Origin of the sequence: Shewanella sp. Isolate7 (genome assembly GCF_022398425.1) — a bacterium.
In the GTDB taxonomy this organism is placed as follows: domain Bacteria; phylum Pseudomonadota; class Gammaproteobacteria; order Enterobacterales; family Shewanellaceae; genus Shewanella.
Map to the genome: position 1 here is coordinate 87,632 of NZ_JAKEVJ010000003.1, position 13,324 is coordinate 100,955.

At 46.1% G+C, this 13,324-nt stretch carries 8 protein-coding genes; 7 read left to right on the forward strand and 1 reads right to left on the reverse strand.

All coding sequences use genetic code 11. From position 1 onward, the window contains the following. The first annotated feature begins 14 nt into the window (after window positions 1–14). The 6 genes from L1D47_RS01500 to L1D47_RS01525 all read left to right on the forward strand — a co-directional run bounded on the left by L1D47_RS01500 (window position 15) and on the right by L1D47_RS01525 (window position 7,095). Entirely contained in the window at window positions 15–203 is a 189-nt protein-coding gene (locus L1D47_RS01500) for a DUF2065 domain-containing protein (protein ID WP_011867088.1), read from the forward strand. Window positions 204–269: 66 nt separating this feature from the next. Next, the gene (locus tag L1D47_RS01505; protein WP_041509957.1) at window positions 270–1,565 is read left to right on the forward strand and encodes an adenylosuccinate synthase; all 1,296 of its coding nucleotides are present in this window, start codon (window positions 270–272) and stop codon (window positions 1,563–1,565) included. Between the two features lie 247 nt (window positions 1,566–1,812). Beyond that, window positions 1,813–2,487 (forward strand): flagellar protein MotX, encoded by a 675-nt coding sequence (locus L1D47_RS01510; RefSeq protein WP_239882277.1) that lies wholly within the window; start codon window positions 1,813–1,815, stop codon window positions 2,485–2,487. Window positions 2,488–2,544: 57 nt separating this feature from the next. Next, on the forward strand, window positions 2,545–5,019 hold the full coding sequence (rnr, locus tag L1D47_RS01515) for a ribonuclease R (RefSeq protein ID WP_239882278.1): 2,475 nt from the start codon (window positions 2,545–2,547) through the stop codon (window positions 5,017–5,019). 14 nt (window positions 5,020–5,033) lie between these two features. Beyond that, the gene (gene rlmB / locus L1D47_RS01520; protein ID WP_239882279.1) at window positions 5,034–5,774 is read left to right on the forward strand and encodes a 23S rRNA (guanosine(2251)-2'-O)-methyltransferase RlmB; all 741 of its coding nucleotides are present in this window, start codon (window positions 5,034–5,036) and stop codon (window positions 5,772–5,774) included. Between the two features lie 304 nt (window positions 5,775–6,078). Next, entirely contained in the window at window positions 6,079–7,095 is a 1,017-nt protein-coding gene (locus L1D47_RS01525) for an IS110 family transposase (RefSeq protein ID WP_239882280.1), read from the forward strand. Window positions 7,096–7,737: 642 nt separating this feature from the next. On the opposite strand, the gene L1D47_RS01530 is transcribed toward L1D47_RS01525, so the two are convergent. After that, complete coding sequence (locus tag L1D47_RS01530; protein WP_239882281.1) at window positions 7,738–10,653, reverse strand: NACHT domain-containing protein; 2,916 nt, start codon at window positions 10,651–10,653, stop codon at window positions 7,738–7,740. 1,087 nt (window positions 10,654–11,740) lie between these two features. Here L1D47_RS01530 and ltrA point away from each other — a divergent pair. After that, window positions 11,741–13,213, forward strand: coding sequence for a group II intron reverse transcriptase/maturase (ltrA, locus tag L1D47_RS01535; protein WP_275661348.1), 1,473 nt, complete (start codon window positions 11,741–11,743; stop codon window positions 13,211–13,213). Window positions 13,214–13,324 lie beyond the last annotated feature (111 nt).

Here is a 13,324-nt window from a genome sequence, read left to right on the forward strand (position 1 = left end):
GGAAACACACCTAGATGACATTCCAACTCCTGATGCTGGTTTTGGCGATAGTGTTGATTATCGAGGGGATAGGTCCGCTTTTATTTCCGAATCGTTGGCGGGCATATTTGCAAGAAATTTCCAGCCAAAATCAACGAGTTTTGCAAAGGTTGGGTGGTGCTTTAGTGACCGCGGGCGTGGTCATATTGATTATTTTTTCATAAATTACTTGCCACTTCCCCCCCAAGATCTGCTAAAATCCCGTTTTAACCACTACCTTGCAGCAAATAATGGGCAAAAACGTTGTAGTTCTCGGCACCCAATGGGGTGACGAAGGAAAGGGTAAGATAGTCGATCTACTTACCGAACAGGCCAAATATGTCGTTCGTTATCAAGGTGGCCACAATGCTGGTCATACTCTTGTTATCGATGGTGACAAAACCGTTCTTCATCTTATTCCATCTGGAATCTTACGCGATAATGTAAAATGCATTATCGGTAATGGTGTTGTGCTAGCGCCCGACGCCCTGATGAAAGAGATCAACATGCTTAAAGAGCGTGGCGTCCCTGTAGAGGAGCGTCTGCTTATCTCCGAGGCGTGTCCGTTGATCCTTCCCTTCCACTGTGCCTTAGATATCGCACGTGAAAAAGCACGCGGTAATAAAGCTATTGGTACAACGGGTCGTGGTATCGGTCCTGCTTATGAAGATAAGATCTCTCGTCGCGGTCTTCGCGTTGGCGATCTGTTTAATGCAGAACTATTCGCCGAGAAGCTGAAGGAAGTGATGGCATATCACAACTTCATGCTGACCGAATATTATGATTGCGAAGCGGTTGATTACGAGACTACGCTAAAAGATGCGTTGGCCATCGCCGACTATCTGAAGAGTATGTGTACCGATGTGACTGAGCTGCTGGATCAAGCACGTAAGGCCGGTGAGCCTATCCTGTTTGAAGGCGCACAGGGTACCCTACTGGATATCGACCACGGAACTTATCCATTCGTAACCTCTTCAAACACTACTGCAGGTGGTGTGGCGACGGGTTCAGGTTTCGGTCCACGTCACCTGGATTATGTGCTTGGTATCATGAAGGCATACACCACACGTGTGGGTGCGGGTCCTTTCCCAACTGAGCTGCAAGACGAGATCGGCGATCACTTAGGTACTAAGGGTCACGAATTCGGTGCGACCACTGGTCGTAAGCGTCGTCCAGGTTGGTTAGATATCGTTGCCATGAAGCGCGCGGTACAGATCAACAGCATCAGCGGTTTCTGTCTGACTAAGCTTGACGTACTCGATGGCCTTGAAGAAGTTAAGATCTGTGTGGGTTACCAGTACCCAGATGGCAGCATCGCAACGGTTACGCCGTTGGCAGCCGAAGGCTACGAGCAGGTTACTCCTGTGCTCGAGACTATGCCAGGTTGGAGCGAGAACACCTTTGGTGCGACCTCTATCGATCAACTGCCACAGGCAGCGATCAACTACATCAAGCGTGTAGAAGAGCTACTGGAAACGCCAGTCGATATTATCTCAACGGGTCCCGACAGAAACGAGACCATGATTCTAGTGAATCCGTTCAGCTAATCATAAGGGCCGCGTTAAGCGGCCTTTTTATTGCAAGCGATTTTATTGCAAATGCTTTTACCGCAAATGACTTTGTTGCAGATACTTTGAGCGTGCCAAGCTTGAATATCTGTGGGTAAATTGAGATCTATTAGCGATAAGCATGCGATCACTTTTTAAGCTAATGCCGCAGCGGCCGATAAGATAAGGTATACTGCCTGAGTCTGTTTGAGAGATAAGGCATGAGATCAACCAAGAGAGCTTTCTTATGGCAAGATTAGTATGTGTTATGTTGCTGGCCTGGCTATCAACCCTGGCCCATGCCGAGCCCCAAACCGCTAAGGCGGTTGATAATAAGCCCACCGAAAACAGGTCGGAAGGGTTGAAGGCGGTCAATATCTACAGCCAAGAGCAGCTTATCAAGATGATCCGTGACAAGTCTTACCTGACCCGCGTCACGGGAGACGACTGTCAGCTGGTGCAAGATATCGAGGCGCGTGCCGAGGTATTGAAGCAGCCGCTGTACCAATATTTATGGGCGGAGATGCTTAACTATGGCATCTGCGTCAAGGCCAACCCGCCACGGGGGATCTCCATGCTACGCGACGCCGCAGAGCAGGGGAGCGCCGAGGCCATGGTCAGGATCGCCGAGTATTACCATGACGGTAAGTTCGTGATCCAAGATAAGGAGCGTGCGGTGCAATACACACTGCCCGCTGCCGCCGGTGGCGATCTGCCAGCGCGTATGATGCTGGTTAGATTGTTTGGCGAAGGCTATGGTAGCCCCAGAGATTATGAGATGGGTTACCACTGGCTGTATAACGATGTATTTAGTGATGAGGCGACCAAACAGGAAGCCCTAAAATTATTGATGGTGCTGGAAGCGAAGATGCCCGCAAGTGCAGTTGAGAGGGCTAAGCAGGCGCACCTGAGATCCCGGTAATCGCCCTAAGCCCCTTAACAAGAAAAGGAGAGCCTGGGCAAAATTTATGGATAATGAATGATCAAAGATCCGCATTTAAAGCGTGAACAAGAGAAGTACGACAACCCCATTCCTAGTCGTGAGTATATTTTAGATTACTTACGCTCACAGCAATCACCCCTCAATCGCGAGAAGATCGCTCAGGCGCTCAAGATAACCGACGAAGAGCAGCTCGAAGCCCTGCGCCGTCGCCTACGGGCCATGGAGCGTGACGGCGAGCTGGTCTTTACCCGTGGCCAGGCCTACGGCCTGCCAGAGCGCATGGATCTGCTTAGCGGTACAGTTCTGGGGCATAAGGATGGCTTCGGCTTCCTTAAACTCGATGAAGGCGGCGACGACCTCTTCATCAATAACCGTGACATGTTGATGTATTTCCACGGCGACAAGGTATTGGCTCAGAAGGCCGGCGTCGATCGTAAGGGGCGCCGTGAGGCCCGCATCGTCCGCCTGACCCATGAGCGCACCGCGCCTCTGGTGGGGCGTTTCCATCTGGATTCTGGCATGGCCTTTGTCATCGCCGACGACAAGCGTATCACCCAGGAGATCCTGGTTCCCGATGACGCTCGCAACGGCGCGCGTCAGGGCGATGTGGTGGTGGTCGAACTGACACGCCGTCCCGGCCGTTATATGAAGGCGGCGGGTAAGGTCACCGAGGTTCTGGGCAAAGAGATGGCGCCGGGCATGGAGATAGAGATCGCCCTGCGCAACTATGATCTGCCTCATACCTGGTCGAGCCTGATCGAGAAGAAGCTGCGTAAGATCCCCGATGAGGTGACCGAAGAGGATAAGCAGGGCAGAGTCGATCTGCGTAAGCTGCCCCTGGTTACCATAGACGGTGAAGACGCCCGCGACTTCGACGATGCCGTGTACGCCGAGACCAAGAAGAGTGGCGGCTGGCGCCTATGGGTAGCCATTGCCGACGTGAGCCATTATGTGCGCACCGAGTCGGCGCTAGACAAAGAGGCCCGCGCCCGCGGTAACTCAGTCTATTTCCCATCTCAGGTGATCCCCATGTTGCCGGAGAAGCTGTCTAACGGCCTCTGCTCCCTCAACCCTGGGGTCGACCGCCTCTGTATGGTGGCCGAGATGACGATATCGGCGGCGGGTAAGCTGTCGGGTTACAAGTTTTACCCGGCCGTGATGCACTCCCACGCGCGCCTCACCTATACCCAGGTGGCGGATATGCTCGAGGGCGGCGAGGTGAGCGATGAGCTCAAGCCAATCTTCCCGCATCTAGAGACCCTGCAGTCGCTCTATCTGACACTGGATGAGACTCGAGCCCAGCGCGGCGCCATCGCCTTTGAGACAACGGAAACCCAGTTTATTTTCAACGCCGATCGTAAGATCGACCGTATCGAGCCGCGCAGCCGCAACCAGGCCCATAAGATCATCGAAGAGTGCATGATCTTGGCCAACGTGGCGGCGGCCAAGTTTGTGAAGAAGCATAAGGGTGAGGTGCTCTATCGTGTGCATGAGGCGCCGTCGGAGCAGAAGCTCACTAACTTCAAAGATTTCCTCAAGGAGCGCGGCCTTGCCATGGGCGGCGGCCTGGAGCCTGAGCCTGCCGATTATCAGGCCTTGATGGAGCAGGTGGTTGACCGACCCGATGCCGAGCTGATTCAGGTGATGTTGCTGCGCTCAATGCGTCAGGCGACCTATAATCCGGACAACGAGGGCCACTTTGGTCTGGCGCTGGAGGAGTACTCCCACTTTACCTCGCCTATTCGTCGCTATCCGGATTTGATCCTGCACAGGGTGATCCGTTATCTGCTGGCGAAGGAGCGTGGCGAAGCCAGCGACAAGTGGACGCCGGATGGCGGATATCATTACCAGATCGAAGAGTTGGACCTGCTGGGTGAGGAGTGTTCCACCACAGAACGGCGTGCCGACGAGGCGACCCGCGACGTCAGCGACTGGCTCAAGTGTGAGTTTATGCGTGACCATGTGGGTGACACCTTCGAGGCGGTTATCGCCTCTGTGACCCATTTCGGCATGTTTGTCCGCCTGAGCGATCTCTTCATCGACGGCCTGGTGCATATCTCTACCCTGGGCGGCGACTACTATCACTATGATAATATGCGTCAGCGCCTGGTGGGCGAGGCCTCGGGCCAGGTGTATCAGATAGGCGACCCAGTTACCGTCAAGGTGGCCGCAGTCAACCTGGACGATCGTCAGATCGATCTCATGATGGTGGGTGACGATGGTAAGACGTCGCGCCCCCGCCGCGCCAAGAAGCCGCTGACCGCCCGCGAGCGGGTCAACCTCGAGGGCGCCAAGATGTCCCGTAAGGGCAAAGAGGACGATAAGCCGAGTGGCAAGCGCCGCTCCGGTAGACGCAGCGACGCTAAACCTGGAACAAGTAAGCCTGGAGCCGGTAAGTCAGGCGTGGGTAAGGCGGGTGCAAGTAAGTCTAAGGCCGGGGCCAAGAAATCATCGGCTAAGCCGGGTGCCAAGAAACGTAAGAGCGTGAAGAAACGCAGCAGTAAGAAATAAGAGACTCAAACCAGATGAAGAAACAAGATTTCACCTTCGGCATCCACGCCGTAGAGGCCTTGCTAAAAAATAGCCCCGAGCGGGTGATCGAGATGTGGGTATTGCAGGGGCGCGACGATCAGCGTCTGATGCCGCTGCTGGCCATGGCCGCCGAATATGGCGTGTCTGTACAGCAAGCCTCACGCAAGGCGCTGGACGACAAGGCCGGTAGCAGCCAGCATCAGGGGGTGCTGGTACGCGCCAAGCCTGCCAAGCAGCTCAATGACAACGATCTGCTGGCACTGCTGGATAAGACAGACACGCCGTTTCTGTTGATCCTCGATGGCGTCACCGATCCCCACAACCTGGGCGCCTGTCTGCGTAACGCAGACGCCGCCGGTGTACATGGGGTGATAGTGCCGCGTGACAACTCGGTCGGCCTCACGCCCACCGTCAGCAAGGTTGCCTGCGGCGCCGCCGAAGTAGTGCCCCTGTTTCAGGTGACTAACCTGGCGCGCACCATGAAGGCCCTGCAGGACAAGGGTGTTTGGATCGTCGGCGCCGCCGGTGAGGCCGAGCATGACCTCTACAAGGCAGACCTTAAAGGCCCTATCGCCATCGCCATGGGCGCCGAAGACAAGGGCCTGCGCCGCCTGACCCGCGAGAGCTGCGATTCACTGGCATCTATTCCAATGGCGGGTAGCGTCTCTAGCCTTAACGTCTCAGTAGCTACTGGGATCTGTTTGTTCGAGGCGGTTCGCCAAAGGTTGGGGTGATCGGGAATTCGATCTTTCAATTTTTGAGTCGCTGACTCAAGGTTGATGAATGCCGATGAGGTTTAGGCTTCATCGGCATTTTTGTATCTGATGCGCATCAGGGATCAGCTAACCAGTTAGCCAATGTCTAGGTGTAATGCGTACCGACATCTAGGTTTATAACCTGTTGTTTAGCGTTAGCCATCACTTTTACCTATCGCCTGCCCGGCGAGGGATAATGGAATGGACCCATCCACTTTAAATCGGCCTCGCAATGGGCCAGGATGTAGTTGCTTAAACTCATCAAAAAGAGGACGGGTCCACCATGAAGATTACTACAGTTGGTTTAGATATCGCAAAGTCCGTTTTTCATTTTGTTGGTGTAAATCAGGCTGGAAAGTTAGTCAGAAAAAAGGTGGTAAAACGTAAAGACTTAATTCACTTTCTTGCACAGATAGACCCCTGTCTTGTTGTCATGGAGGCCTGTGGTGGAGCGAATTATTGGGCTCGGGAGTTTCAAAAGGTAGGCCACGAAGTCAAATTAATTGCGCCTCAACATGTTATTCCATACAGGCCTGGCAATAAAAATGATTATAACGATGCGCTTGCCATTGCAGAAGCGGCGCAAAGGCCAAACATGCGTTTTGTTCAACCAAAGCCTGTCGAGCAGCAAGATATTCAAATGCTGCATAGAGTAAGAGACAGGTTAAACAAACAGTCTACAGCATTAGTCAATCAGGTCAGAGGCATGCTCGCAGAGTACGGTATTGTGATAGTCAAAAGCAAAACCGCCTTTAGGTCTCAATTGCCTGATATTTTAGAGAACGGAGACAATGAGTTAACGGCAAAAAGCCGAGAGATTTTCTATCAACTCTATGAAGAGTTTAAAGCTATCGAAGCTCGGCTTAAAAGCTGCGATGCTCAAGTGCTTCAAGAGACAAAGAATAACCCGATATGTAAACGATTAGAGGGTATAGCTGGAATTGGCCCAGTGACAGCGACAGCTTTTTATGCAGCAGCTGGGAAAGGAAAAGATTTTACCAATGGTAGGCATTTTTCAGCATGGTGTGGCCTTGTGCCAAAACAGCATAGCAGTGGCGGTAAAGATAACCTGCTTGGTATAAGCAAAAGAGGCAATGCTTACCTGAGAACATTGTTTATCCATGGCGCAAGAGCGGTGCTGCAGCGCAGTGCCGACAAAGAAGATAGGCTTAACCGCTGGGCAATAGCATTGGTAGAAAGACGAGGGTTTAATCGTGCTTGTGTCGCGGTAGCCAACAAATTGGCTCGAATAGCGTGGGCTGTCGCAGCCAGAGAGGAAGAGTATAAGATGGCAATATAGTACTTGCGCAGACTTTAACGCCATAAAATAAGCTTTAATTTTTAACCAACCACCAAGTTGCTAAGGCAATTGATTTGATGATGAGACAGTCAGACTGTTCTACTTAAAACCTGCTTTGCACATAGGCGCTGAAGACGCCGCAGGGATGATAAGGAAAGTAGAAGCATATATCCATCAGGGCCAGAGGGTTACCTCATAAACAGGCCGAATATATGGGTGCAATGAACTCTTTCAAAATTGATATCAAATGTCTTGCAAATCGGATGGGTCCATATATGTGCAAGCACTCTTTTGGCACGCTGTGGATATATCCCTATACGCTTCACGGCGGCGTCCATGCCGCCGAGAGCCAAAAGCGTGCTTACACCCGTATCTAAACGTCTCTTCGATTTGACCGTGTTTGGTGGGAAGAGGGGGGCATAAGCTAACTTAGTTTTGCCCCGTTCCGAGTTAGAGTTGTTGCCCTATACTTAAGGATACTCTTTATAACGGAGTGGATGGAAAACAACAGTATAAACCGTAGGTAAAAGAAAAAGCTCCCATTGCGAGAGCTTTTGAGTTTCTGACAGGCTAGAATCAGTTCAACACGTTACTTGAAGTACCAATCCTTGCAGTATGCATCTAGCCAGACAAATCCGAGATTTATTTAATATCTACAACCATTTTTACAATGAAGTCTAGAGAAGAATTGGAACTATTTTGGTCCATAATTTTAGATAGATCATTCTTATATTTCTTGGATATTAAGTAAGATTTCTCCAATCGTTTCGCATTTGTAGTCACCTTGGTTTCTTCAATAACGCCAACTTGAAGTAGTTTTAAAAGGATATCAGGATCTTTATGCATTCTTTTATTAATGAAGTCGACAGTTTTTACTTTAAATCGACCGTTACTCCAAAAATAATTCAAACATTTCTTAATGCTCTTTTCATAGTTATATTCTTTTGCCAAACTTAGTTCTTCAATCTCTGAAAACTTATCTTCAAGATCAGTTATATTGCAATCGTTTCCAAAGTTTTCTCGACAAAAGTTAATACAACCGTTACTAAATAAAGGCTTTATAAAAGTAGATTCATAAAACTTAGTATCACGAGAGAAATCACACTCTCCAAATGCTTCATGATTTTCTATCCAACAGTTTTTTAATACCATGTCTGAGAAATTGAATGTACTTTTGAAGGTCCTAGTTGAATAGAAATTGATAAGATTTAAGTTCTCTATAACCCCTTGACTAGCCCCGGAATATATTTTCTCCAATAATTTAGTTCTCTCATCCTTGGTTTGATTTGCGAGTGTGCATAGGATGAAGAAAAACATAGATGAAGATAGTTTCCTATCAGTACTATCTTGTGAAGCTAAGCCTACAAATAGATAAAGATTGTCGATCAAATCATTTCTGAAAGCATCGATATCATCAATTCGCTTTTTAATTAAATCAATAGCAGATACACCAATAGACAATACCTGACTGATTGTTATTTTGTCTAGTTTAGATAGTTCATTCAAGTCAGTTTTTTTTGATAGAACTAAAAACACGTACAACATCTTGAAGTAGTCCGCGAAAAAATCATATCTAAAGAGAATATAGTCAGAAACAGAATCATATATTAATAAAGGGTGCGCCTTATATATTTCCATATCGTTCCTATCAACAGATTCATTCTTCATTAGAATATGGCATGGTACTTTTCCATCATAGGTTAGAGCTATTTTTATGAACAGATTCACTTGTTCATCTATTGACTTATGCCCTAATTTTATTATTTCCCTATCGCACACTTTACCAATTAAAAAGTCATTAGCTAGTTCTGGAATCAATAGTTCTGTATTAGGAAAAGAGAGTTTCTGTTCGTCTACTAGAAGGTTTTCCTTCACCATGTCTAGAATATAAGGAACATATTCATTTGTTTCTTTGTTTAAAGCAAATTGCTCAGATAAGCTTAATGCCTTACTAATTTTGTTTTTATTTCCTTCAAATTTTTTCTCAAAATATTTTTCAGCTAACTCTCTAGTGAATGGTGATAAAGTTAGTGAGTATATTTGATCCTCGTACTCACCAATAGACCAAAACTCTTCTCGACAAGTAAATATTACTTTAGCCTTGGCAAGGGTATCAGTATAATTATTAAAAATAGAACTAATTAGTCCATTTACGTCAAACTTACCGCCTAACTTAGCTAGTACCTCATCAATACCATCTATAACGAATATTAAATTACCATGATCTATAGTAAGTTCAAAAACCGTTTTGTCCAATATGTAACTTACATTTTCAACATCTAGGAATGCTTTATAAAAATCATATAAATCACTAACTTCATCATTTTTACTAAGAACGTTTATTAGATCGTGAGAGCTTACAAATATTATATTAACATCGCCTTTGCTTTGTTTGTATAAGCCATCAAGATAATGCTTTACAACTGTTGTTTTACCAATCCCCCCTAGACCTTTTAAAATCATTAGAGGTGAGTTGTCTAATTCCATCCACTCTGAAATCAAAAGGTCTGCATTTTTATCGCTGTTTATTGTCTGGGGTGTTATAAAATCATCAATCGAAAACTCACCATCATGTAATATATCAACCTCAAAAGCATCGTTATATATCTTGTCCAATGAGAATTTCTCAATTGTGTAAATTCCCACACTTACCTCGATGTTATTAAAGTCTCTTGATAGTTTATTATCGTTAAACTCCCCTCCAGTTCTATTCGCATTATCCGTTATCAAAAATACTTGATCTTGGAACTTGATTAAGCTTTTTTCAGATATATGTTGAACAGCTTTTGTTTGAGATGTGTATTTATTAAAGTAAATTAAATGTATTGGGTTCTGTATTATTCCACCAGAGAGTGTATAGTGTTCATACTTGTTTTCTTTAGAATGATGCTTATGTATAACTGATTTAGGAGATTGAACTTCTCTAAAGCAATCAACCAGTTTGCTTACAGTATACTCTTTTTCTCTTATTATCAGTTCGTTAGATTTTTTACACTCGGAAACTAACAATGAAATATCACTTGCGTTGGCAATTGCATTCTCCGGCGTATTATCTTTTTTCAGTTTTCGGATAAAAATATTACCTTGCTTATATGCAGTTTGCGCTGGGAGTTGTTTATCTAACTCTAGTAAAAATGGTATTTCCTTAAATGATATTATTAATAATTCCACGTCATCTGAGTTTTCCTTTTTGATCGTGAAATAGCTATCAATTGGAATGGTTTTTAAATCTACATAGCTATCACTACATTTAGCTCGAAAGTTTCTTCTAAGTCGGTTGACAAGATTGTTTTTGAATACAACTATATCAGATATGTTTTCTATTTTATCTCCTTGCCTATCATAATTGTATCTATTTTTTTTCTTTGTTATTTCATCAAATCCGACAATTAAGTACTTAGTTTTTTCTCTACTCTTTGTATTAATTAGAGAAACAAAGTCTTTAAGAAGTTCCCCCCAGGCTTTCTGTGTGTCGTTGTCTCGTGCGTTCCAGTACCAATACGACTTGAACTCTATGGATTCTGACTCATCAAGTGAAATTAATTTATCTAAAAGCATTCTATATCATCACCAACTGAATTATGTGCCAATGATACTCTACAACTACCAATGCAATCAATCACCTACATTTCGTGACACACTTTTCGTTTGTAATATTATCCCATCTTTATAAAATAGCTCTTTAACCACTCTCGCTAGACTTTACTGGCATACCCACAGGAAGAAATAGGATCTGGTCTTGCTTGTTGCTCCTAAAGATTTCAAGATACCTTTTCTATTCTAAATTTAGCGAGTTGGATTCAAAGTTCTAACTTACATTTGTCCGTGCGACCTGAGGTCGTATGAAGCGTTGTTCACCGCTTAACGAGTGAACCATCTGTATCACCAGATGAACCTACGAGCCTGAATAAAGCAGCGGCTCGGACAATGTAACGAAACTTGGCCGTTAGGCTGAGTGGGAAAAGAATCGTGAGAGGACGTTCCTCCTGAAAACCACAATTCGGGTAAGTGCTAGGTAGTCAGTATGATGAACGTATGTGAATCCATTCAAGGTGCGTTATATGATGNGTGCGACCTGAGGTCGTATGAAGCGTTGTTCACCGCTTAACGAGTGAACCATCTGTATCACCAGATGAACCTACGAGCCTGAATAAAGCAGCGGCTCGGACAATGTAACGAAACTTGGCCGTTAGGCTGAGTGGGAAAAGAATCGTGAGAGGACGTTCCTCCTGAAAACCACAATTCGGGTAAGTGCTAGGTAGTCAGTATGATGAACGTATGTGAATCCATTCAAGGTGCGTTATATGATGAAGCAGCGGAAGTGGTTAATACGCTGTGGCCAAAAGGCAATGAGAGTTGGAAAGAGGTTGGACAGTACTTTTTCGTGGTCGCCGTACTCTCCGCACTATAGTGGGCATCTAAGCTGACATTTTACGTAACATACGGAACAGGGTAAGCCTGTATCACTCCCTTTGGGAAAGCCTTTGTGGCCGATAGTGATGCAGGTATAGGAGGTCGGAAAAAGCGAAAGCTACATTGTAATGATGCAGATACAGACTTATGTCTGATCACGAAAGTGAGCCCACTTCCGACTGGTCTCCCATTGCGAGAGAATTTGAAGAACTTTATTCAAGGAGAAAAGCAAATGGTGATCTCGAAAGAGATTAGTGCATCTTCTGACGGCGCTCAATGGCAGTCCATCGACTGGAAATCCGTTGAAGCACACGTATTGAAGCTTCAGATGCGTATCGCAAAAGCAACGAGAGAAAAGAAATACAGCAAGGTGAAGTCCTTACAGTGGCTCTTGACTCATTCTCGCTCAGCCAAGCTTCTTGCGGTTAAGCGAGTCTCTCAGAATAAAGGCAGTAAAACGTCTGGAATAGACGGTGTCACCTGGAACACAGATGTACGCCGTATGAAAGCAGTCAATCAATTGAGCCGCAAGGCTTACTCTGCAAAACCACTCAAACGTATCTACATCCCCAAAAAGAACGGTAAGCTCAGGCCATTGGGTATTCCATGCATGATTGATAGAGCGCAACAAGCCCTCCACCTTCTAGCATTAGAACCAGTGTCCGAAACGCTTGCCGACCTCAATAGCTATGGGTTTAGGCCAAATCGCAGTACGGCTGACGCCGTCAGTCAGTGTTTCAAATGTTTGGCTCTAAAGCGATCAGCGAAATGGGTTCTTGAGGGAGATATTAAGGCTTGCTTCGACAAAATCGGGCATCAATGGCTTATCGACAATATCACGGTTGATAAACGTATGTTAGAGCAATGGTTAAAGTCTGGCTATGTGGATAAGGGTCTGTTCTATGATACCGATGAGGGTACACCTCAAGGTGGAATAATATCTCCAACCTTGATGCTAATGACTCTCGCGGGAATAGAGCAACAAATAAAATCTACAGCTCTGAAAATGGGTGCTAGGGCCAACTTTATTGGTTATGCGGATGATTTCGTGGTCACCTGCTCTTCAAAGGAAGTGCTAGTGAACGATATCAAACCGTTGATTGCTGACTTTCTGGCAGAAAGAGGGTTAACCCTCTCCGAAGAGAAAACGAAGGTCACTCATATTGATGATGGCTTTGACTTTCTGGGTTTCAATCACAGGAAGTACAAAGGGAAATTGCTCATTAAACCGAGCAAATCTAACACGCTGTTATTCCTTAGAAATCTACGTGAACTTATTAAAAAGCACGCAACCATCCCTGTTAACGATCTTATCAAGTTGATAAATCCGAAACTTAGAGGGTGGGCGAATTACTATCGCCACTGTGTTGCTAAACAAGTATTCGGGTATGTCGGCCACAAACTATTCCAAGCGTTATGGCACTGGGCAGTTAGGCGTCATCCAACCAAGTCCAAAGACTGGGTTGTTCATAAGTATTTTCTCAATCGTAAAGGCCAGTGGCAATTTCACGGTTGGCAGAAAATCATGGACATGGACTGTCACTTCAATCTGTTCCAAATAGCTAAAGTGCCCATCGAGCGACACGTAAAAATCAAGAATGCAGCGACCCCTTTTGACCCTCAATACCAAGAATATTTGGTGAAGAGAAAATCTAAAAGGCTAGCTCGTAACTCTTGGAAAGAGCCTGTCCCGACTGCGTTATAAGTTGCTGGGTATCAATGATGCCTTAGTGGAGGCTTGAGCCGTATGCAGTGAAAGTTGCACGTACGGTTCTTAGAGGGGCGGCACTTGGTAACAAGTGTCGTCTACTCGACA